The 21,305-nt window shown below is 68.7% G+C and carries 19 protein-coding genes; 15 read left to right on the top strand and 4 right to left on the bottom strand.

Going from position 1 to position 21,305, the window contains the following annotated elements; translation table 11 throughout:
- The coding region (locus Q7V15_RS12195; RefSeq protein ID WP_304755894.1) for a [protein-PII] uridylyltransferase at positions 1-2,288 on the top strand (2,288 nt) is incomplete at its 5' end.
- Positions 2,289-2,292: 4 nt separating this feature from the next.
- On the opposite strand, the gene Q7V15_RS12190 is transcribed toward Q7V15_RS12195, so the two are convergent.
- On the bottom strand, positions 2,293-3,516 hold the full coding sequence (locus tag Q7V15_RS12190) for a CaiB/BaiF CoA-transferase family protein (RefSeq protein WP_304755892.1): 1,224 nt from the start codon (positions 3,514-3,516) through the stop codon (positions 2,293-2,295).
- 94 nt (positions 3,517-3,610) lie between these two features.
- Between Q7V15_RS12190 and Q7V15_RS12185 the strand changes: the two genes are divergently transcribed.
- Entirely contained in the window at positions 3,611-4,777 is a 1,167-nt protein-coding gene (locus Q7V15_RS12185; protein ID WP_304755890.1) for an acyl-CoA dehydrogenase family protein, read from the top strand.
- The gene (locus Q7V15_RS12180; RefSeq protein WP_304755888.1) at positions 4,774-5,553 is read left to right on the top strand and encodes an enoyl-CoA hydratase/isomerase family protein; all 780 of its coding nucleotides are present in this window, start codon (positions 4,774-4,776) and stop codon (positions 5,551-5,553) included. The genes Q7V15_RS12185 and Q7V15_RS12180 overlap by 4 nt, the downstream gene beginning before the upstream one ends.
- A gap of 145 nt (positions 5,554-5,698) precedes the next feature.
- Here Q7V15_RS12180 and Q7V15_RS12175 read toward each other — a convergent pair whose 3' ends face one another.
- Positions 5,699-7,819 (bottom strand): M3 family metallopeptidase, encoded by a 2,121-nt coding sequence (locus tag Q7V15_RS12175; RefSeq protein ID WP_304755887.1) that lies wholly within the window; start codon positions 7,817-7,819, stop codon positions 5,699-5,701.
- A 136-nt stretch (positions 7,820-7,955) separates the two neighbouring features.
- Between Q7V15_RS12175 and Q7V15_RS12170 the strand changes: the two genes are divergently transcribed.
- From Q7V15_RS12170 to Q7V15_RS12155, 4 genes are all read left to right on the top strand, one after another.
- Entirely contained in the window at positions 7,956-8,807 is an 852-nt protein-coding gene (locus Q7V15_RS12170) for a glutamate racemase (protein ID WP_304755886.1), read from the top strand.
- Between the two features lie 185 nt (positions 8,808-8,992).
- Positions 8,993-9,913 (top strand): hydrogen peroxide-inducible genes activator, encoded by a 921-nt coding sequence (locus tag Q7V15_RS12165; protein WP_304755885.1) that lies wholly within the window; start codon positions 8,993-8,995, stop codon positions 9,911-9,913.
- A gap of 70 nt (positions 9,914-9,983) precedes the next feature.
- Positions 9,984-10,544: a PadR family transcriptional regulator gene (locus Q7V15_RS12160; protein WP_304755884.1), complete on the top strand. Its 561-nt coding sequence runs from the start codon at positions 9,984-9,986 to the stop codon at positions 10,542-10,544.
- A 2-nt stretch (positions 10,545-10,546) separates the two neighbouring features.
- A complete protein-coding gene (locus Q7V15_RS12155) occupies positions 10,547-10,843 on the top strand; it encodes a DUF2218 domain-containing protein (protein WP_304755882.1) in 297 nt (98 codons plus the stop codon).
- Here Q7V15_RS12155 and rraA read toward each other — a convergent pair.
- Positions 10,840-11,316 carry a ribonuclease E activity regulator RraA gene (gene rraA / locus Q7V15_RS12150; RefSeq protein WP_304755881.1) on the bottom strand — a complete coding sequence of 159 codons (477 nt, stop codon included), beginning with the start codon at positions 11,314-11,316 and terminating at the stop codon, positions 10,840-10,842. The two genes, Q7V15_RS12155 and rraA, sit on opposite strands and share 4 nt — an antisense overlap.
- Before the next feature lie 188 nt (positions 11,317-11,504).
- Here rraA and Q7V15_RS12145 point away from each other — a divergent pair, with 188 nt between their 5' ends.
- From Q7V15_RS12145 to Q7V15_RS12110, 8 genes are all read left to right on the top strand, one after another.
- Positions 11,505-12,986, top strand: a complete 1,482-nt coding sequence (locus Q7V15_RS12145; RefSeq protein WP_304755880.1) for an AMP-binding protein — start codon at positions 11,505-11,507, stop codon at positions 12,984-12,986.
- Positions 12,987-13,199: 213 nt separating this feature from the next.
- Positions 13,200-14,384, top strand: a complete 1,185-nt coding sequence (locus Q7V15_RS12140; protein ID WP_304755879.1) for a thiolase domain-containing protein — start codon at positions 13,200-13,202, stop codon at positions 14,382-14,384.
- Between the two features lie 5 nt (positions 14,385-14,389).
- Complete coding sequence (locus Q7V15_RS12135) at positions 14,390-14,806, top strand: Zn-ribbon domain-containing OB-fold protein (protein ID WP_304755878.1); 417 nt, start codon at positions 14,390-14,392, stop codon at positions 14,804-14,806.
- Positions 14,807-15,019: 213 nt separating this feature from the next.
- Complete coding sequence (locus tag Q7V15_RS12130) at positions 15,020-16,633, top strand: peptide ABC transporter substrate-binding protein (RefSeq protein WP_304755876.1); 1,614 nt, start codon at positions 15,020-15,022, stop codon at positions 16,631-16,633.
- Positions 16,634-16,678: 45 nt separating this feature from the next.
- Positions 16,679-18,349: a murein biosynthesis integral membrane protein MurJ gene (murJ, locus tag Q7V15_RS12125; RefSeq protein ID WP_370689808.1), complete on the top strand. Its 1,671-nt coding sequence runs from the start codon at positions 16,679-16,681 to the stop codon at positions 18,347-18,349.
- Positions 18,350-18,629: 280 nt separating this feature from the next.
- Entirely contained in the window at positions 18,630-19,664 is a 1,035-nt protein-coding gene (gene trpS, locus Q7V15_RS12120) for a tryptophan--tRNA ligase (protein WP_304755875.1), read from the top strand.
- A gap of 55 nt (positions 19,665-19,719) precedes the next feature.
- Positions 19,720-20,193 (top strand): universal stress protein, encoded by a 474-nt coding sequence (locus tag Q7V15_RS12115; protein WP_304755874.1) that lies wholly within the window; start codon positions 19,720-19,722, stop codon positions 20,191-20,193.
- A 200-nt stretch (positions 20,194-20,393) separates the two neighbouring features.
- Positions 20,394-20,966, top strand: coding sequence for a NifU family protein (locus Q7V15_RS12110; RefSeq protein WP_304755872.1), 573 nt, complete (start codon positions 20,394-20,396; stop codon positions 20,964-20,966).
- Between the two features lie 7 nt (positions 20,967-20,973).
- Here the strand turns inward: Q7V15_RS12110 and Q7V15_RS12105 are convergent, their stop codons facing one another.
- Complete coding sequence (locus Q7V15_RS12105) at positions 20,974-21,183, bottom strand: hypothetical protein (RefSeq protein ID WP_304755871.1); 210 nt, start codon at positions 21,181-21,183, stop codon at positions 20,974-20,976.
- Positions 21,184-21,305 lie beyond the last annotated feature (122 nt).

Below are 21,305 nucleotides of genomic sequence, written 5' to 3'. Positions count from 1 at the left end.
AGGCCCGGCGCCTGATCGGCGACGAGGCCCTCGCCCAGGAGCTGACCACCCGGTTCCGCAACGAGGTGGTCAAGGGCACCGGCGCGGAGTTCGTCGCCGCCAAGCTCAAGGAACGCGATGAGCGCCAGGCCCGGGCCGGCGCCAGCCGCTACATGGTCGAGCCCAACGTCAAGGACGGCAAGGGCGGCCTGCGCGACCTCAACACCCTGTTCTGGATCGCCGAATATCTGAACCCGTCCAAGCCCGTGGACGGGGTGCCCCAGCTGGAAATGTTCGAGGGCCGGGAGATCCGCGCCTTCATCCGGGCCTTCGACTTCCTGTGGGCCGTGCGCGCCCACCTGCATTTCGCCACCGGCCGCCCGGAAGAGCGCCTGACCTTCGACCTGCAGCCGGAGATCGCCCAGCGGATGGGCTATGGGGACCGGGCCGACAATCCGGCCGTCGAGCGGTTCATGCGGCGCTATTTCCTGATCGCCAAGGAGGTCGGCGCCTTGACCCGGGTCTTCGCCGCCAAGCTGGAGGCCGATCGGGTCAAGTCCGCGCCCCGGGGGATTTCGCGCCTGTTCCCCGGCAGCGGGCGCAAGACCACCCGCAAGCCCCTGGATGTGGCCGGCTTCATCGAGGAGGGCGGGCGCCTGGACGTGGAGGGGCCGGAGACCTTCGAGGCCGATCCGCTCAACCTGTTGCGGCTGTTCCAGATCGCCGACCGGCGGGACCTCGATCTGCACCCCGACGCCTTCACCGCGGCCACCCGGTCGCTCGGCCTGATCACCTCGAAGATGCGGCGGGACCCAAAGGCGGCGAAGATCTTCCTCGACACCCTGGCCGGCGGGCGCGATCCGCAGCGGACCCTGACCCTGATGACCGAGGCCGGCGTGCTGGGCCGCTACATCCCGGAGTTCGGCCGCATCGTCGCCCAGATGCAGTTCAACATGTACCACTCCTATACGGTGGACGAGCACACCCTGCGGGCCATCGGCGTGATCGCCGACATCGCCGCGGGCCGGCTGGCCGAGGAGCATCCGCTGGCGGTCTCCCTGATGCCGCAGATCCAGGAGAAGGACGTCCTTTTCCTGGCCATGCTGTTGCACGACACCGGCAAGGGGGGCGTCGCCGGCGGTCAGGAAAAGGCCGGCGCCCGGGCAGCCCGCGCCGCCTGCGAGCGGCTGGGCCTGCCCCGGGCCCGCATCGACCTGGTCGCCTGGCTGGTGGAGCACCACCTGGAGATGAGCGACTACGCCCAGAAGCGCGATATCTCCGATCCCCGCACCGTGGCCGACTTCGTGCGCATGGTGCAGACGCCCGAGCGCCTGCGCCTCCTGCTGGTGCTGACCGTGGCCGACATCCGCGCCGTGGGGCCGGGCGTCTGGAACGGCTGGAAGGGCCAGCTGCTGCGCGACCTCTATGCGTCGGCCTCAGCGGTGTTTCGCGGCGGGCGGGCCAATGACGCCGTGGCCGTGGTGCGCCAGCGCCAGGCCTTCGCCGCCGCCGAAATCCGCGCCCGCCTGGCCGAGGCCGATCCGGCCGCCGTGGCCTGGGGCGAGGCCATGGAGGACGCCTATTTCACCGGCTTTGGCCTGGACGAGATCGCCATCCATGCGGCGGTCTCCCAGCGGGCCCAGGCCGACGGCGCCGCGGCCATGGGCTATGTCCGCGAAGACCTCAATGCGGCTGAGCTGGTGGTCGCCGCCAAGGACCGGACCCGCCTGTTCGCCGACCTGACCCGGGCCATCACCGCCTCGGGCGCCAGCGTGCTCGGCGCCCGGGTCTTCACCTCCCGCCAGGGTCAGGCCCTGGACGTCTTCTATCTGCAGGACATCACCGGCCAGCCCTTCGGCCACGACAACCCCTCAGCCCTGCCCCGCCTGGCCGAAGCCCTGGAGGCCGCCGCCAAGGGCGAGCTTCCCACCAGCGCCGCGCCTCGGGCCGGGGCTGAGGCCCGCACCGCAGCCTTCGCCATCAAGTCCACCGTGCTGATCGACAATGAGGCCTCGGAAAACGCCACCATCGTCGAGGCCTCGGGCCGCGACCGGCCGGGCCTGCTCACGGCGCTGGCCAATACGCTGGCCGACGCCGGCCTCTCCATCACCTCGGCCCACATCGATTCCTATGGGGAGCGGGCGGTGGACGCCTTCTATGTCACCGACGCCGCCGGCTGGAAGGTGACGCAGACCAAGGCGCTTACCCCCCTGAGGACCGCCCTGCTGGCCGCGCTCAACGAGGGCGACGCCGCCCGCATCCGCAAGAACACCCGCCTGCAACGCGCCCCGGCCAGCTTCGCGCGCTAAGGGCTTACTCCGGCGCTGATCGCTGGCGGACCTCGGCGAAGACCTCTTGCGTCTGTTCGCCCAGGCGCGGGGGGTGACGGCGGATGTTGGAGGGGGTCTTTTCGAACTTCACCGGCGGGCGGATGGCCTTGTAGGGGCCAAGATGCGGGTGGTCGTAGCGCTCGAACAGGCCGACGGCTTTCAGGTGCGGATCGCCCTCCAGGTCCTCGAAGCGATTGGTCTTCTGCACCGGGATCGACAGGCCCTTCAGCAGGGTCAGCCATTCGTCGGTGGTCTTGGTGGCGGTGACCTCTTCCACCATGGCGTAGAGCTCGCGGGTGTGTTTGGCCCGCTGGGCGTAGTCGGCAAAGCGCGGGTCTCTGGCCACCGTCTCGCCCCAGCCGGCCACGGCGAAGAACTGGTCCCACTGTTTGTCGGTATAGGGCAGCAGGCCGATATAGCCGTCCTTGGTGGCGAACGGCTTGCGGTGGGGATTGGTCACCCGCTGATAGGACCACTGGCCGGTGGGCGGCTCATAGGCGTGGTCATAGAGGTTCTCCACCAGGTTGAAGCTGGTGACGCATTCCAGCATCGGCACCTCGACGAACTGGCCCTCGCCGGTGCGCGCCTTGTGGAACAGGGCCGCGGTGACCGCCTGGGCCATGAAGAGGCCTGAGACCTTGTCGGCCACCAGGGTCGGCAGGATGCGCGGGGTCTCATTGCCGTCGGTGCGGGGCAGGAGGTCGGCCATCCCTGAGGCCGACTGGATCAGATCATCATAGGCCGGCTCCCCGGCATAGGGACCTTCCGAGCCATAGCCGGCGGCATGGACATAGATCACGTCGGGGCGGATCTTCTTCACCGCCTCATAGTCCAGGCCCAGGCGCTTGAGCCCCTCATAGCGGACCGAGGCGGCGAACACGTCGCAGCTGGCGATCAGGGCCTCGAGCGCCGGGCGCATGGCGGGGTCGCGCAGATCGACCAGGACCGAGCGCTTGTTGCGGTTGATGGTCAGGAAGATGGGGCCCAGGTCCTTGGGCGCCCCCTCGGGCGGGTGGCCGGCCCAGCGCATGATGTCGCCGCCGTCCCCGCGGCCCGAGCCCGGATCCTCCAGCTTGATCACGTCGGCGCCCTGGTCGCCGAGAATCTGGGTGGCGTAGGCGCCGAACACCACGCTGGTCAGGTCCAGGATGCGCACGCCTGAAAGCGGCCCCGTGGCCTTGGTCCCCAGTTGCTTGCCTTCCGCCACGGCCATTCTCCCTTATGCTTCTTATCGGCGTTTATGCTGCGCCAATGAGATCGCGCCAAGCGACGAACGACCGTGACCTAGAGGGAGGCCGCCCATGGATTTCCAGCTGTCGGACGAGCATCGGATGCTCAAGGAGCTGACCGCCCGCTTTGTTCGCGATGAGCTCATGCCGCTGGAGGCCGGCGTTCTGGACCGGGAGGCCAGGGGCCAGGGCCTGTCCCTGGCGGCCGAGGAGCACGCCCGCCTCGACCAGGTGTCCAAGGATCTCGGCCTCTGGGGCCTGGACGCGCCGGAGGATGTCGGGGGCTCGGACCTGCCCTATGTGGCCATGGTCGGGGTCGGCGAAGAGCTGGGCCGCACCGTCACACCCTACACCCTGCCGCCGGACAGTCCGAACCTGCGCATGCTGATGGCCACGGTGAACGAGCGCCAGCGCGAGGCCTATCTGGCGCCCTATGTGCGCGGCGAGACCGTCTCGGCCATCGGCATCTCCGAGCCCGGCGCCGGGGCCGATCCCTCGGCCATGATCACCAAGGCGGTCCGCGACGGGGACGACTGGATCATCAACGGCCGCAAGATCTGGATCACCCGGGCCGCGGACGCCGACTTCACCATCCTGATGGCGGTGACCGACACCGAAAAGCGGGCGCGGGGCGGCATATCGGCCTTTCTGGTGGACAAGGGCACGCCGGGCTTCAACGTCCTGCGGCAGATCCCGATGATCGGCGGCCAGTCCACCTATGAGATCGCCCTGGAGGATTGCCGGGTCGAGGGCTGGAAGCTGCTCGGCCAGGAAGGCGCTGGCTTTGCGCCCATGCAGATCCGTCTGGGCACCCGGCGGATCGAGATGGCCGCCTGGTCCATCGGCATGGCCCAGCGGGCCCTGGACATGATGGTCGAATACGCCCCGCAGCGGACCACCTTCGGCGCGCCGCTTTCAGAGCGCCAGGCGATCCAGTGGTGGGTGGCCGATGCAGCGACCCGCATCCATGCGGCGCGCCTGATGACCTATGACTGCGCCTGGAAGCTCGACCAGGGCCGCGACACCCGCATGGAAATCTCGATGATCAAGGCCTACGCCACCGAGATGGCCTGGGAGGTGGTCGACCACGCCATGCAGACCTTCGGCGCCATGGGCATGACCAAGGAGTTGCCCCTGCAGCTGATGGCCACGCGCCTGCGCACCATGCGCATCTATGATGGCCCCACCGAAGTCCACAAATGGGTGGTGGCCCGCAACCTTCTGGGAACCCGCAAATGAGCGCCAAGTCCGACCATCTCTCGATCACCGTCCAGGATCATGTGGCGCAGCTGATCTTCCACCGGCCCCCGGCCAACCACGTGTCGGTGGAGCTGGTGGCCGACATCGCCGACGCCCTGCTGGCCTTTGACAAGGACCCGGCCGTGCGCGCCAGCGTGCTGGCCTCAGACGGCAAGCCCTTCTGCGCCGGCGCCGACCTGGCCTCTCCCACCGGCATCGGGGGGGCGGGCATGGGCGGCGTCTCCGAGCTCTATGACCAGGCGATCCGGCTGTTTTCGGTGGAAAAGCCCATCGTCGCCGCCGTCCAGGGCGCCGCGGTGGGCGCCGGCCTTGGGCTGGCCCTGGTGGCGGATTTCCGGGTCGCCGCGCACGAAGCGCGGTTCTCGGCCAATTTCGTCAAGCTGGGCTTCCATCCGGGCTTTGGCCTGACCCACACCCTGCCCCGGGTCATCGGCGCCCAGCGGGCCGACCTGATGTTCCTGACCGGCCGTCGCATCCGCGCTGATGAGGCCCTGGCCTGGGGGCTGGTGGACGAGCTGGTCCCGGCCGACGAGCTGCGCCAGTCGGCCTGCGCCCTGGCCGCGGAGCTGGCCGAGAACGCGCCCCTGGCCGTCGTGGCCACGCGAAAGACGACCCGCGGGGCGCTGGCCGCGGCGGTGCGCGCCGCCACCGCCCACGAGCATGTCCAGCAGACCACCCTGCGGGCCACAGAGGACTTCGCCGAAGGCGTGGCCGCCGTGAACGAACGCCGCCCAGGCCAGTTCAAGGGGCGGTGAGGGCGGGGGCCGTGCGTGCTTCGAGGCTCGCTGGCGCTCGCACCTCAGCATGAGGGATTCTGCAGCAGCCTCGCCGTCGCCCTCATCCTGAGGCGCCCGCGCAAGCGGGCCTCGAAGGACGAGGGCGATAGCTCGGGGGCTCCGATCAGGTGACCGGGAAGCCCTTGTCGCGGAGATAGGCGCCCACATCGGGGTCGCGGCCGCGGAAGGCGCGATAGGCCTCGGCCTGGTCCACCGTGTCGCCCACCGACAGGATGTGGTCGACAAGTCGGCCTGCGACCGCCTTGTCGTACATCCCGCCCGGCGCCTCCTTGAAGGCCTCGGCCGCGTCCTGGGACAGCACCTCGGCCCAGAGGTAGGAATAGTAGCCGGCCGAATAGCCGTCGGAGGCGAAGACGTGGGCGAACTGCGGCGTGCGGTGGCGCATGGGCAGCTCCCGCGGCATGCCGAGCTTGGCCAGCTCTTCCCGCTCAAAGGCGCCTGGATCAATGTCGGCGTCACCGGCCAGGTGCAGCTTCATGTCGATCAGGGCCGAGGCCAGATATTCGGTGACCTCGAAGCCCTGACGGAAGGTCGAGGCCTGTTCGATCTTCTGGGCCAGCGCCTCGGGCATGGCCTCGCCCGTCTCATGATGCAGGGCGAAGCGGCTGAGCACCTCCCGGGTCGGCAGCCACGCTTCATAGACCTGGCTGGGGAACTCCACATAGTCCCGCGGCACCCGCGTGCCCGACAGGGAGGGGTAGGTCACATTGGACAACAGGCCGTGGATGGCGTGGCCAAACTCGTGGAACAGGGTGGTGGCGTCGTCCCAGGAGATCAGCACCGGCTGGCCGGCTGCGCCCTTCACGAAATTGGAGTTGTTGGAGACGATCGGGGTGACGGGCCCGTCCATCTTCTGCTGGCTGCGATAGGCGTTCATCCAGGCGCCTGAACGCTTGCCGGTCCGCGCATAGGGATCGAAATAGAACAGGCCCAGATGGCTCCCGCCCCGTTGGACCTCCCAGACCCGGACGTCGGGATGGTAGACCGGCACATCGCTGATAGGGGTGAAGCTCATCCCGAAGACTTCGGTGGCGGCCCAGAACATGCCGTCCACCAGCTTGTCGAGCTGCAGATAGGCCTTCACCTCGTTCATATCGAGGTCGTAGCGGGCGGTGCGCACCTTCTCCGCGTAGAAGCGGTAGTCCCAGGGCTCGATCTTCACCCCGCCCCGCTCGGCGTCGGCGATGGCCTGCATCTCGGCCACTTCCTCGGCGACGCGGGCGGTCGCCGCCGGCCAGACTCGCATGAGCAGATCCATGGCCGCCTCGGGCGTTTTGGCCATGGCCGCCTCCAGGCGCCAATGGGCGTGGGTGGGGTAGCCCAACAGCCGGGCCCGCTCGACCCGCAGCTTGAGGATCTTCTGGATGCCGGCCTTGTTGTCGTGGGCGTCGCCATTGTCGCCGCGACTGTAATAGGTGCGCCACACCTTCTCGCGCAGGTCCCGGCGCGCCGAATAGGTCAGGAAAGGATCCATGGACGAGCGGGTGTTGAGGATGGCGTATTCCCCGGGCCGGTTCCGCTCGGTCGCCGCGGCGGCGGCGGCGGCGCGCACATCCTCGGGCAGGCCCCGCAGTTCAGCCTCGGTCTTCAGATAGAGGACATAGTCGGTCTCGTCGGCCAGCAGGTTCTGGCTGAAGGTGGTGAAGGCCTGGGCCAGTTCCCCATTGATCTGCGCCACCCGGGCCTTGGCGGCAGGGTCAAGCTTGGCGCCGGCGCGGACAAAGGCGTTCCAGCGCTTCCAGGTCAGCCGCTGCTGCTCGGGGGTCAAACCGGCGCCTTCGCGGCCCTCATAGACCTGCTCAATGCGCGAAAACAGCTTGGCGTTCTGCATGATCTTGTCGGAATGGGCCGACAGGCGCGGGGCCATGGCGGTCTCCACCGCCCGCATCTCGGGGTTGGACAGGGTTCCGCCCCAGACCCAATAGGGAGTGTTCACCCGCTCCAACGCTCCGCCAGCCCGCTCCAGGGCCGCGATGGTGTTCTCAAAGGTCGCCGGAGCCGAGTTGTTGGCGATGGCGTCGATCTCGGCCAGCTCCTGCGCCATGGCCGCCTCCAGGGCCGGGGCGAAATCGGCGATCTTGACCTGGTCGAAGGGGGGCACGCCGCCATAGGGGCCCGTCCACGGGGCCAGCAGGACCGCGCCATCAGCAGCGAAGGCCGGCAGGGGCAGGGTGGCGGCGCCAAGCGCTGCGCTTGAGACGGCCAGGAACATGCGCCGATCCATAGGGAACTCCGGTGTCGTCGAAGGGGAAGGTTTAAGGCGACCTTAGGCGCCCCTGGCCTGAACGTCACATGACAGGCTTGTAATGTGACATGCCTCCCCTCTGGCGGGGCGCGCAAGGGGCGGTTAAAGCCGAGGCATGGCCATTGGCGTGTTTGATTCCGGAGTGGGCGGCCTGACCGTCCATCGCAAGCTGGCGGAGCGCTTTCCGAGCGCCGACCTCGTCTATCTGGCCGACCAGGCCAACGCCCCCTATGGCGGCCGGCCCGGCGAGGAGATCGTCGAGCTGACCCGGGCCGGCTGCGACCGGCTGTTCGACCAGGGCTGCGACCTGGTGGTCCTGGCCTGTAACACCGCTTCGGCCATCGCCCTTCGCCGCCTGCAGCAGACCTGGCTGCCGCAGCGCCGCCGGGAGCTTGGGCGGCCGGTCAATGTGCTGGGGCTGATCGTGCCGACCATCGAGGCGGCCACTGGCCTGCCCTGGGAGCACGAGGCCGAGCGCCGGGGCGACAAGATCGAGAAACTGGACATCCTGGCGGTGTTCGCCACCCCGGCCACGGCCCGCAGCCGGGTCTATGAGATCGAGATCGACAAGCGCCGCCAGGACGTGGCCGTCTTCGTCGAGCCCTGCCCGGAGCTGGCCCGGATGATCGAGGACAATGCCGGCGCCGTCGAACTGGCGCAGGCCGTCGAAACCCATGTGGCGCAGATCACCGCCCGTATCGGCCGGGCTCCGGACCGGGCGATCCTGGGCTGCACCCATTATGAGATCATCGCCGACATGTTCCGGGCGGCGCTCAAGCCCGGCACGCCGCTGATCCACCAGCCCGACGCCACCGCTGCGGCCCTGGCCGGCTATCTGGAGCGCCATCCGGAGATCGATCCCGGGTCGGGGGGCCTGCGCCTTTTCCTGACCACCGGCCGCCCGGGCGCCCAGCACGACCTGGTGCAGACCTTCTGGGAAGGCCCCCTGAACTTCGAGCGCGCCTAGGCGCCCTTTGGGGCGAGGCGGGGTCCGGGGGCGCGCCGGCGCTGGGGGAGAGAAGACGCCACCCCCGGACATTGAGGCGGGCAAGGAAGCTTCGCCGCCTCGACCTGGCGATCATCGGGGCCGGACGCACCCGGGTCCAATCGATAGTTTTTGCCGTTTTCATAGGGCGGGCCTATATTGCCCCCATGATCCTGCCCACCGTCCGCCAGCTGCAATATCTGAAACTCCTCGCCGAGCATGGCGCCTTCGGCCGCGCCGCTGAGGCGGCCCATGTCACCCAGCCGACCCTGTCGGCCGGGATCCAGGAACTGGAACGCACGCTTGGCGCGCCGGTGGTCGACCGGGCCCGCACGGGCGTGATCCTGACGGCGGTGGGCGAAGCCGCCCTGCGGCGGGCCGCCACCATCCTCAATGAGGCTGAGGAAATGGTGCAGGAGGCCCGCCACGCCGGCCAGCCCCTGTCGGGCCGCTTCCGTCTGGGCGTCATCCCGACCATCGCCCCCTTCCTGCTGCCCCGGGCCTTTCCCCTGCTGCGGACTCGTTATCCGGACCTGCGCCTGTTCCTGCGGGAGGATCTGACCCAACGGCTGATCGCGGGTCTCAAGGCCGGCCAGCTGGACGCCGCCCTGATCGCCCTGCCCTATGAGACCACAGGCCTCGACCTCGCCCATGTGGCCGACGACGAGCTGGTCGCCGCCCTGCCCGCTAACCACCCCCTGGCCAAGATGAGCGCCACCCCCCCCGACGAGTTGGAGCGGGCCGAGATGATCCTGCTGGAGGATGGCCATTGCCTGCGCGAGCACGCCCTGGCCGCCTGCGGCCTGAAGGCGCCGCGCGCCAATACCGAGGACGGCCCCTTCGCCGCCACCTCCCTGCCGACCCTCGTGCAGATGGTGGGATCAGGCCTGGGGGTCAGTTTCCTGCCAGCCATGGCCGTGGCCGCCGGCCTCACCGACGCCGCCGCTGTCACCATCCGGCCGCTGGCCACCGACCATCCCAGCCGCGAGATTGTGGTCGCCTGGCGCTCCGGCTCCAGCCGGGCGGCGGAGGGTCGCCTGCTGGCCGAGATCATGCGCGAAGTGGTCGATCCGCCGCTCCTGTCCTGACAGCCCCTTGAAGTTCGACATGTTTCGATATAACTATTGTTTCGATAGATCGAAATAGGAACGAAATCACATGTATGGACACTTTGGAATTCATCCGCACCGCGCCCGCCACAGCCGGCATGGGATCGGCGGTCATGGTCCCGGCGGCGGCCACGGCCGACGCGGCGGACCGCGCCTGGGCCGGTTTCTCGAACACGGCGACCTGCGCTTTGTGCTGCTGGCCCTGGTGGAGGAGGCGCCCTCCCACGGCTATGAACTGATCCGCACCCTGGAGGAGCGCACCGGCGGGGCCTATCGCCCCAGCCCCGGCGCCATCTATCCCACGCTATCGCTGCTGGAGGACGAGGGCTTCGTGGCCCAGAGCCAAGGGTCCGGCGCCCGCAAGCTCTATGAGATCACGCCGGCCGGCCGCGAGGCGCTGGAGCCCCAACGGCCCGCGGTGGCCGCCATCTTCGCCCGAATGAATGAGACCGGCGACGAGGTGGGCCGCCACAAGGTCCGCCGGGGCATGGAGAATGTGAAGACCGCCCTGCGGCTGCGGGCCTCCCGGGGACTGAGCGAGGCCGAGGCCGAGGCCGTGGCCGCCATCCTCGACGAGGCGGCGGGCAAGATCGAGCGGGTGGGAAGCTGAGCATGGACGCGACCACATCCCAGGCCAGCGTCCCCACGGCGCACGCCCGCCGCTACATGGTCCAGCTGTGCAAACACTTCGGCCACAGGGTCGAGACCCGGTTCGACGAGGAGACGGGCGAAATCGTCTTCGACGGCGGGATCTGCCGCCTGGGCGCGGGGCCGGTGGCCCTCGACCTGCAGGTCGAATCCGCCTCCGCCGAGACCCGCGCGCGCCTGGAAGGGGTGATCGACAGCCACCTCAAGCGCTTCGCCTTCCGCGAGCCGGACATGGCGGTGACCTGGCGGCCGGCGGTTTAGGCCGGCAGCACCAACACGCCGTCGGCGTCGGCGAACAGCTGGTCGCCTGGTGTGAAGATCACCCCGCCAAAGGCCACCACCCCGTCGCTCTCGCCCAGGTCCCGGCGGACGCTGCGCAGCGGCATGGTCCCGAGCGCCTTCACCCCCAGGTCGAGGGTGGCCAGCACAGCGGCGTCGCGCACCGCGCCATTGACGATGACGCCCGCCCACCCCTGGTCCACCGCGCTCTGGGCGATCAGGTCGCCCACCAGGGCGCAGTTCAGCGAACCGCCTCCGTCCACCACCAGCACCGCCCCGTTTCCCGGGGTGGCCAGCATGGCCTTCACCTTTGAATTGTCCTCGTGGCAGCGGACGGTGCGGATAGGCCCGGAAAAGGCCCGCCGGCCGCCGAGATCGCGCATCTGCAGGCGCAGGACCTGGGCTACGCCCTCGTTCTCATCGGACAGGTCGGCGGTGGAGAGGTCCTCGGACATGGCGGCGCCTTGAAGGTTTGAGACCCCGAGGCTCTTAGCCGGCAAGGGCATGTTCTTCCAGACCCTTGCCAGTTGGCCCTGCGCCGGAGGAAACTCTGACCGCCGCCACGACATTGGGCGGCATTCCATTTCACAGGACCGCGGACAGCCCAACGAGCCGCGGCCAGACCATTTCCAGGGACGAGACCATGGCCGAAGAGATGATTTCCCTGAGCGCGCGCCTGGCGCTGCTGGCGCGGGACAAGGCCGACGCACCGGCGGTCTCCAGCGGTGAGGACACCCTCACCTACGGCCAGTTCCACCGGCGCACCAACCGTCTGGCCCGGGGGCTCCTGGCCATGGGGGTCAAGCAGGGGGATCTGGTGACTCTGGGCCTGCCCAACGGCATCGGCTTCGTCGAGGCCTGCTGGGCGCTCTGGAAGGTGGGGGCGACGCCGCAGCCGGTCTCCTTCCGCCTGCCCAAGGCCGAGCTGGAAGCCATCATCGAGCTGGCCAAGACCCCCATCGTGATCGCCGCCTTCGACCATCAGATCGACAAGCCCCTGGTGAACATCGCCGACATCGCCGCCCTGGCCGACGACGAGTCCGACCTGCCCGACGTGATCGCGCCAGTGTCAAAGGCGCCCACCAGCGGCGGCTCCACCGGCCGACCCAAGCTGATCCTGGCCGGCCAGCCCGGGGTGACGGCGGCGGAGATCCCGGAGGTCGGCGGCTGGCAGCTGCGGTCTGACTCCATCGCGCTCCTGCCCGCGCCGCTCTATCACAACGCCGGCTTCGGCATGATGATGTCGGCCATCAATATGGGCGCCCACATCGTGGTGATGCCGAGGTTCGATCCCGAAAAGACCCTGGCCGAGATCGCGCGCTGGAAGGCCACCTGGGTCTATATGGTCCCGACCATGATGAACCGGATCTGGCACCTGCCTGAGGAGACGCGGGCCCGGTACGACCTTTCCTCGCTGCAGACCCTCTGGCACCTGGCCGCGCCGTGTCCGCCCTGGTTGAAGGAGGCCTTCATCCACTGGCTGGGCGGCGAGGTGATCCAGGAGCTCTATGCCGGCACCGAGGCCCAGGCCTCCACGGTCATCTCCGGAACCGAATGGCTGGAACACCGGGGCTCGGTGGGCAAGGTCCGCATGGGCGAGATGGTCGCCATGGACGAGGCGGGCAATCCGCTGCCGCCGCGCGAGGTCGGCGAGATCTATATGCGCCGTCCCGAAGGCGCCGGCCCGTCCTACAAGTATCTCGGCGCCACGGCCAAGACCCTGCCCGGCGGCTGGGAAAGCCTGGGCGACATCGGCTGGTTCGACGAGGACGGCTATCTCTACCTGGCCGACCGGCGCACCGACATGATCCTGGTGGGCGGCTCCAACGTCTATCCGGCTGAGATCGAGGCCGCCCTCGACGAGCATGAGGCGGTGATGTCCTGCGCCGTCATCGGCATTCCCGACGATGATCTCGGAAACAAGATCCACGCCATCGTCCAGGTGAGCCGCCCCACCACCGACGCCGAGCTGCGCGACTATCTCTCTTCGCGTCTGGTCACCTACAAGCAGCCCCGGACCTACGAATTCGTCGATGAGCCCCTGCGCGATGACGCCGGCAAGGTCCGCCGCTCGGCCCTGCGCGAGGCCCGCCTCGAGGCGCTCAAGGCGGGCCAGCCGGCCTGAGCCGGCGCGGTGCGTGCTTCGAGGCTCGCTTACGCTCGCACCTCAGCATGAGGAAGCAGGTGGGGCGATCGCCTCTCAGTCGTCCTCATCCTGAGGCGCCGGGAAGCGGCCTCGAAGGACGAGGGCGACCGCACGCCATTACCAGGGATGACACCGCGCGCCAGCGCGGATAAGGCCAACCCCATTGATCAGAACCATAATCCGGGAAGGGACATGAGCATTAAAGGCCAGGCCTACATCATGGGCGCCTACGAGCATCCGCTCCGCGACGCGCCTGACATATCCACCCCACAGATTCACGCCGAGAGCGCCAAGGGCGCCCTGGCTGACGCCGGCCTGACCAAGGACGACGTGGACGGCTATTTCTGCGCCGGCGACGCGCCCGGTTTCGGCGGCATGTCCATGATCGACTATATGGGCCTGCGCAATGTCCGCCACATGGACTCCACCGAGACCGGCGGCTCGTCCTACATCCTGCATGTGGGCCATGCCGCCCAGGCGATCGCGGCGGGCAAGTGCAAGGTGGCGCTGATCACGCTGGCCGGCCGGCCCCGGCAGCAGAAGTTCGGCGGCTTTGGCGGAGGCGGACGTCCCGGCCAGCTGACCGACGGCCCGCCGGAAGCCGGTTTTGAGAACATCTACGGCGGCACCACCCACAACACCTACGGCATGTGCGCCATGCGCCACATGTACGAGTACGGCACCACGTCCGAGCAACTGGCCTGGATCAAGGTCGCCGCCAGCCATCACGCCCAGTGGAACGAACACGCCTTCCTGCGCGACGTGGTCACCGTCGAGGATGTGCTGAACTCGCCGATGATCTCCGACCCGCTGCACCGGCTGGACTGCTGCGTGGTCACCGACGGGGGCGGCGCCCTGATCGTCACCAGCCCGGAGATCGCCAAGAGCCTGAACCGGCCCAAGGTGAAGATCATCGGCGCCGGCGAGAGCCCCAAGGGCCCCATGGGCGGCCATGATCTGGACCTGACCCATTCCGGCGCCCTGTGGTCAGGCCCCATCGCCTTCGAAGAGGCCGGCGTGAAGCCGTCCGACATGAAGTACGCTTCGATCTATGACAGCTTCACCATCACCGTGCTGATGCAGCTGGAAGACCTGGGCTTCTGCGAGAAGGGCCAGGGCGGCAAGTTCGTCGCCGACGGCAATCTGATCTCCGGCGTCGGCAAGCTGCCCTTCAACACCGACGGCGGGGGCTTGTGCAACAACCACCCGACCAACCGCGGCGGCATCACCAAGGTGATCGAAGCCGTCCGTCAGCTGCGCGGCGAAGCCCATCCGAAGGTCCAGGTTCCCAATTGCGACCTGGCCATCGCCCACGGCACTGGCGGTTCGCTGGGCACCCGCCACGGCGCGGCCACCCTCATCATGGAACGGGAGTAGGCCCCATGAGCGACACAAAAACCGCCCCCGAGGCGCAGGCGCGCAAGATCCCGGCCCCGCCGGTGACCATCGAGTCCAAGCCCTTCTGGGACGCGGCCGCCGAAGGCCGCTTCCTGATCAAGCGCTGCAACTCCTGCGGCAAGGCCCACTGGTACCCCCGTGGCCTGTGCCCGATCTGCTTCTCCGACGACACGGTCTGGGAAGAGAGCCCTGGCGAAGGGGTGATCTACACCTATTCCGTCATGCGCCGCTCGCCGACCGGTCCCTACGCCATCGGCTATGTGACCCTGAACGAAGGCCCGGCGGTGCTGACCAACTTCGTTGACTGCGACTTCGACCAGCTCGCCATCGGCCAGAAGGTGAAGGTCAAGTTCCAGGCGACCGAGAACGGCCCGCCCGTTCCGGTGTTCAGCCCGGTCTAGGGAGCGCCTCAGGCGCCGTTAAGAAGGACACGAAGGATCGCCAAGGACACGAAGCGGGGGCCACCTCACCCTTTGTGCTCTTTGCTTACCCTTCGTGTCCTTGTGTCCCACCTTTCAAACCGCGCTGCGCGCAGCCAAGCCGGCCGCCGACCGGCGCTCGACAGGGCCAAGCCGCCCGTGCGCTTATGGCGCCCGATGCTTCGGAGTCGTCCCTTGCCCCTGCTGCGTCTGATCGCGCCCCTGATCGCGGCCCTGGCGCTCGCCGCCTGCCAGGATGGGCCGAGCCGTCCGCCCTGCGCGGCGGGAAAGGTTTGCCTGGAGTTCGGCAACAATACCGAGCCGGCGACCCTCGATCCCCAGCAGAGCAATCTGATCGACGAGTTTCAGGTGATCGGCGACCTCAATGTCGGCCTGACCACCGACGCCCCGGACGGGACGCCCATCCCAGCGCTGGCCGAGCGGTGGGAGACCAGCGTCGATGGCCTGACCTGGACCTTCCACCTGCGCGAGGCCAGGTGGTCTGACGGGGTCCCCATCACGGCCGAGGATTTCGTCTATTCCTACCGCCGGATTCTGAAGCCCGAGACCGCATCGATCTACGCCTATCTGGTCTTCCTGTTGAAGAACGGGGCGGCGGTGAACGCTGGCGAAGCCCCGCCCGAGGCCCTGGGCGCCCGGGCGCTGGGTCCCCGCACCCTGGAACTCACCCTGGAGAATCCGGCCCCCTACCTGCCGGAACTGCTCAAGCACCTGTCCTTCTTTCCGGTCCCCCGCCACGTCGTCGAGCGGTTGGGAGATCAGTGGGTGCGGCCAGGAAACTATGTGAGCAGCGGCCCCTATCAGCTCGTCTCGTGGCGCCTCGGCGAATATATCGAGGTGGAGAAGAACCCCTATTTCTGGGACGCGGGCGAAGTCTGCCTCGACACCATCCGCTACTATCCGACCCCCGACACGGTGACCGCCGAACGCCGGATCGCCGCAGGCGAGCTGGACGTCAATACAGGCTTCCAGTCCAACCGCCTGTCGAAGATCAATGAGACCATGCCGGGCTATGCCCGCACCCACATCTCCCTGGCCACCTCCTACCTGTCCTTCAACACCCGCGGCGTGGCCGCCTTTCGGGACCCACGGGTGCGCAAGGCCCTCTCGGCCGCCGTCGACCGGGCCTTCATCACCGACAGGCTGCTGCGGGCCGGCCAGGTCCCGGCCTACGCCTTTGTCCCGCCGGGCACGGCCAGCTATGTGGAGAACGGCCCAAGAACGAGCTTTGCAGATCTGAGCTTCGAAGACCGCCAGGCCCTGGCGCGGGACCTCCTGGCCCAGGCCGGCTATGGGCCAGGCCGCCCCCTGGAGGTGGAGATCAAGACCGGCAATACGCCCGACACCAGCCTGCTGATCCAGGCCATCCAGGCCGACTGGGAGGCCGTGGGGGTGCGGACCCGTCTGGTCCAGAATGAGGGGCAGATCGCGTTCGCCGCCTACCGGATGCGCGATTTCCAGGTCGGCGCCATGAGCTGGTACGCCGACTACAACGATCCCCTGACCTTCCTGGAGCTGCTGCACTCCCAAACCGGCGCCCAGAACTATGGGGACTACGCCAACCCCGCCTATGACGCCCTGTTGGCCCAGGCCGCCGCCGAGCCCGAGGTTGAGGCCCGGGCGGCGATCCTGGCCCGGGCCGAGGCCCTGATGCTGCAGGAGGACGCTCTGATCCCCCTCTTCTTTGTGGTCAACAAGGCCCTGGTGAACCCGAAGGTCACCGGGTGGGTGGACAACATCGCCAACTTCCACCGCAGCCGGTGGCTGTGCGTGGCCGCTCCACAATAGGGGCGGCGCCTTGACCGCACCTCCGCAAGGCTCCACAGGCGCGGCGTGAGCACAGAGTCCCCGCCAGAACCGACCGTGGCCCCAAGCCCGCCGCCCCAGCCCGCCGCCCCCCGGCGGGGGGGGATGCTGCGCTCTTCGATCATCTTTTCGGCGCTCACCCTGTTCAGCCGGGTGCTGGGCCTGGTGCGAGACCTGGTGGTGACCGCCAAGCTCGGCGCCAGCCTGACCATTGCGGCGGACGCCTATTACACGGCGCTGGCCTTCCCCAACCTGTTCCGGCGGATCTTCGCCGAAGGGGCGTTCGCCGCCGCCTTCGTGCCGGGCTACGCCAAGCGGCTGGAGGCGGATGGCGAGGCGGTGGCCAACCAGTACGCCGCCGACGCGGCCGCGGGTCTGGCGGTGGTGACGGTGGTCTTCACCCTGGCCGCCCAGGCGGCCATGCCGTGGCTGATGTACGTGATCAATCCGGGCTATGTGGATGAGCCCGACAAGTTCCGCCTGGCGGTGATCCTGACCCAGATCACCATGCCCTACCTGCCCTGCATGGCGATCGCGGCCCTGTTCTCCGGCATTCTCAACGCCCATGGCCGGTTCATCGTCTCGGGCTTCTATCCCACGGTTCTGAACGTGGTCATGCTGGCCGTGGTCTGGCCCCAGAAGGACGCTGTCACCGCGGCCTACGCCGCCTCCGTCGGGGTCGGCTTGGCCGGGGTCGGTCAGGCGGCCCTGGTCATCTGGGCGGCCCGCAAGTCCGGCGCCCGGGTGCGGATCGTGCGGCCCCGGCTGACGCCGGACATGAAGGCTCTGGTGCGCCGCGCCATCCCTGCGGCCATCGCCAACAGCGCGACCCAGATCAACATCTTCGTCTCCGGCATTCTGGCCTCCCAGGTGGCCGGCGCCCGGGTCTGGCTGAACGTCGCCGACCGGCTCTATCAACTGCCCATGAGCCTGGTGGGCGTGGCCATCGGCATCGCCCTTCTGCCGCGTCTGTCCCAGTCCGTGCGGCGGGGAGACGCCGCCGACGCCAAGCTGGTGATGGATCAGGGCCTGGTCTTTGGCCTGGCGCTCAGCCTGCCGGCCGCCGCCGCCCTGATGGCCATGCCGGTCTATCTGATCGATGGCCTGTTCACCCGCGGCGCCTTCGTCTTCGCCGACGCCGCGGCCGCCGGCGCGCTCCTGTTCCACTATGGCTGGGGGACGCCGGCCTTCGTCCTGCAGCGCATCCTGCAGCCGGCCTTTTTCGCAAGGGACGACACCCGCACGCCCATGCGCTTCGCCCTGATCTCGGTGGGGGTCAATATCGTCGCTGGCGTGGCCCTGTTCTTCGTCATCGGCGTACCCGGCATCGCCATGGCCACCAGCCTGGCGGCCTGGATCGCCGTGATCCAGATGCTGGTGGCGCTGTGGCGGCGCGGCGATTACCGACCCTCGCCCGCGGTGCTCTCCAAGATCATCCGGGTCGCCCTGGCCAGCCTGGTCATGGGCGGGCTTCTGGCCGTCGCCGCCTTCAATCGCGCGGCCTTCGAGGCGGCGATCACGGCCCTGGGCCTGCCGCTCCTGGGGGCCAAGGAGATCGGGGTCCTGGTCCTTTCGATGGGCGGCATGGCGGTTTACGGTCTTCTGGTCCTGGTGTTTGGCGGGGTGACCCGGGCCGAGTTGCGCGCCGCCATGACCCGCCGCAACGGGACGCCCGCCGCGCCCGTGGACCTGGGGTAGGTTGCGGCCAGGGGGCTCGCCGTTCCCCGGCGTGCTCCACCCCCACGGCCTCATCCTGGGCCTTGCGCCCAGGATCCCTCGCCCCGCGCCTCAAGCGGAGCCTCCAGGCTTGCCAGCGGACCTTGGCCCGACTATGCGCATCGGCATGGCTTTTCCGGCTCGGAACTCCTGGCGATGGCGCCGCGCGTCCTGAACGCCCCTGACCCCGGGGCGCAAGCTCCTCTGCGCGCGCTTAAGGCGCGCGTCTTCAACCTCCGCTCGAAGTCGAAGCCCCAGTCACATGACCGACCAAGTCCCCCCCGCCTATAGCGGCCCCCAGCGCGTGCTGTCTGGCGTCCAGCCCTCGGGCGCCCTGCACCTGGGCAACTATCTCGGCGCGCTGGTGAAGTTCGCCCGCCTGCAGCACGAGATGGAGACCTTCATCTTCGTCGCCGACCTGCACGCCATCACCGTCTGGCAGGACCCGGCCCTGCTGGCGAACCAGGTGCGGGAGATCACCGCGGCCTATCTGGCCTCGGGCCTCGACCCCGAAAAGGCGACCATCTTCCCGCAGTCGGCGGTGCCGGCCCATGCGGAGCTCGGCTGGATCTTCAACTGCGTGGCCCGGGTCGGCTGGCTCGACCGGATGACCCAGTTCAAGGAGAAGTCCGGCAAGCACAAGGAACGCTCCAGCGTCGGCCTCTATACCTATCCGGTGCTGCAGGCCGCCGACATCCTGCTCTACAAGGCCACCCACGTGCCGGTGGGCGACGATCAGCGCCAGCATCTGGAGCTGACCCGCGACATCGCCGCCAAGTTCAACCACGACTTCGGCGCGCCGGACTTCTTCCCCCTGCCCGAGGCCCTGACGCAAGGGCCCGGCTCGCGGATCATGTCCCTGCGCGACGGGACGGCGAAGATGTCCAAATCGGACCCGTCGGACAATTCGCGGCTGAACCTGCTGGATGACGAGGACGCCATCGCCCAGAAGGTGCGCAAGGCCAAGACCGATCCTGAGCCCCTGCCCGAAACCCTGGACGAGCTGAAGGGCCGGCCTGAGGCCGAGAACCTGATCGGCGTCTATGCGGCCCTGGAAGGCCGGACCGCCGCGGAGGTGCTGACCGAATTCGCCGGCCAGGGCTTTGGCGCCTTCAAGCCGAAGCTCGCCGAACTGGCGGTGGCCAGGCTGGGGCCCGTGGGAACGGAAATGCGGCGGCTGATGGCCGATCCGGGGGAGATCGACGCGGTGCTCGCCAAGGGCGCCGAGCGGGCGCGGGCGGCGGCGGCCCCGACCCTGGCGCAGGTGCGGGCCAAGGTGGGCCTCTGGGGCGCCTGATGGGGAGCCGGGGGCGCCCCTTGCCCAAATCCCGCCGCCGGGCCAACGTCGGCCCATGAGTCAGCGCAAGTTCCTCGTCATCGCCGACGACACGCCAGAGTTCCAGACCGCCCTGCGGTTCGCCTGTCGGCGCGCCCGCTCCACCGGCGGCCACCTGGCCATGCTGCGGGTCATCGAGCCGGCGGTGTTCGAACACTGGTCGGGCGTCCGCGAGGAAATCGAGCGGCAGGCGCGCGCCGAGGCCGAGGCCTTCCTGCAGAAGATGGCCGAGTTCGTCATCGCCGAAACCGGGGCGGCGCCGGAATTCATCATCGTCAACGCCGAGAGCGCCCGCCAGGCCCTGCGCAGCGTCATCGCCGACGACCCCGACATCAAGATCCTGGTCCTGGGCGCCGCCCCCCACGGCCGGGGCCCCGGCCCCCTGGTCTCCTCCATCGCCAAGGAGGGCGTCCGCTGGGGCGGCCGCAACCTGCCGGTCACCGTGGTGCCGGGCGAACTCACCGACGAAGAGATCGCCGACCTGGCCTGAGGGGCCTTGCGTCCTTCGAGGGTCGCTTTCGCTCGCACCTCAGGACGAGGGAAGTGGGTGCAGGATGAGGCCTCTCACTCCGTCCTCATCCTGAGGCGCCCTGCGCCAGCAGGGCCTCGAAGGACGAGGACGGTCGCGCCCCATACCTGAGCTGCGCCAGGGGTCTTGCGTCACAGCCCCTCAGAGGCCACATCTCATCCATGTTCATCCAGACCGAAACCACGCCGAACCCCGAGGTCCTGAAGTTCCTGCCCGGCCGCGACGTAGCCGGCGAGGGGAGCCACGATTTCCGCGACATGGAGGCCGCCCAGGGCTCGCCCCTGGCCGCGGACCTGTTCGATATCGAAGGCGTGCAGCGGGTCTTCTTCGGCCCCGACTTCGTCACCGTGGGCAAGGACCCCCATTCGGCCTGGCCGCACCTGAAGGCGCCGATCCTGGCGGCCATCATGGACCACTTCACCTCAGGCCGGCCCCTGTTCACCGGCGAGGCCGCCGCCCAGGGTGGCGATGTGGAAGAGGTCTATGAGGGCGAGGTCGCCCAGATCGTCATCGAGATCAAGGAATTGCTCGACAGCCGCATCCGCCCGGCCGTGGCCCAGGACGGCGGCGATATCGTCTTTTCGCGCTTCGAGGCCGACACCGGCGTGGTCTGGCTGCACATGAAGGGCGCCTGCGCCGGCTGCCCCTCCTCCACCGCCACCCTGAAGTCCGGGGTGGAGAACATGCTCAAGCACTATGTGCCCGAGGTCACCCGGGTCGAGCAGACCCTCTAGGACCGCCTCAGCCTTTCGCCAGGAGCGCCGTGGTCAGCGGGCGGCGGCGCGCGACGTTGGTAGCCGTCCATACCAGGACCGAGGTCGACAGCAGGATTCCTGACACCAGGCCGCCGATGGCGAGCAGACCGGCGGGGGTGACCTTCACCTTGGCGACGAACCTTGTGTCCCTGACCCGGAGACTGACGGCGGCGGTATTGGGCTCGAGGGTTTCCATGAGCGCTCCCTGGATTTCACGACGAGCCAACACCTGGGGCGCAGGCCCCGTTCCCCCCATGTGCTTTCCAATTCCGCCAGCTCCTGATAGCGCCGGCCCATGATCACCCTTGGCCTCGACAC

The sequence above is a fragment of the Phenylobacterium sp. genome, assembly GCF_030651755.1.
In the GTDB taxonomy this organism is placed as follows: Bacteria; Pseudomonadota; Alphaproteobacteria; order Caulobacterales; family Caulobacteraceae; genus Phenylobacterium.
Note: the sequence above shows the minus strand (reverse complement) of the source record. Positions and strands in the feature narration are given on the sequence as shown.

Coding starts and splice junctions, on each gene's coding strand:
- Q7V15_RS12185 (WP_304755890.1), top strand. CDS start 3,611: ATGGATTTCCAGCTGTCGGACGAGCATCGGATGCTCAAGGAGCTGACC.
- Q7V15_RS12180 (WP_304755888.1), top strand. CDS start 4,774: ATGAGCGCCAAGTCCGACCATCTCTCGATCACCGTCCAGGATCATGTG.
- Q7V15_RS12175 (WP_304755887.1), bottom strand. CDS start 7,819: ATGGATCGGCGCATGTTCCTGGCCGTCTCAAGCGCAGCGCTTGGCGCC.
- Q7V15_RS12170 (WP_304755886.1), top strand. CDS start 7,956: ATGGCCATTGGCGTGTTTGATTCCGGAGTGGGCGGCCTGACCGTCCAT.
- Q7V15_RS12165 (WP_304755885.1), top strand. CDS start 8,993: ATGATCCTGCCCACCGTCCGCCAGCTGCAATATCTGAAACTCCTCGCC.
- Q7V15_RS12160 (WP_304755884.1), top strand. CDS start 9,984: ATGTATGGACACTTTGGAATTCATCCGCACCGCGCCCGCCACAGCCGG.
- Q7V15_RS12155 (WP_304755882.1), top strand. CDS start 10,547: ATGGACGCGACCACATCCCAGGCCAGCGTCCCCACGGCGCACGCCCGC.
- rraA (WP_304755881.1), bottom strand. CDS start 11,316: ATGTCCGAGGACCTCTCCACCGCCGACCTGTCCGATGAGAACGAGGGC.
- Q7V15_RS12145 (WP_304755880.1), top strand. CDS start 11,505: ATGGCCGAAGAGATGATTTCCCTGAGCGCGCGCCTGGCGCTGCTGGCG.
- Q7V15_RS12140 (WP_304755879.1), top strand. CDS start 13,200: ATGAGCATTAAAGGCCAGGCCTACATCATGGGCGCCTACGAGCATCCG.
- Q7V15_RS12135 (WP_304755878.1), top strand. CDS start 14,390: ATGAGCGACACAAAAACCGCCCCCGAGGCGCAGGCGCGCAAGATCCCG.
- trpS (WP_304755875.1), top strand. CDS start 18,630: ATGACCGACCAAGTCCCCCCCGCCTATAGCGGCCCCCAGCGCGTGCTG.
- Q7V15_RS12115 (WP_304755874.1), top strand. CDS start 19,720: ATGAGTCAGCGCAAGTTCCTCGTCATCGCCGACGACACGCCAGAGTTC.
- Q7V15_RS12110 (WP_304755872.1), top strand. CDS start 20,394: ATGTTCATCCAGACCGAAACCACGCCGAACCCCGAGGTCCTGAAGTTC.
- Q7V15_RS12105 (WP_304755871.1), bottom strand. CDS start 21,183: ATGGAAACCCTCGAGCCCAATACCGCCGCCGTCAGTCTCCGGGTCAGG.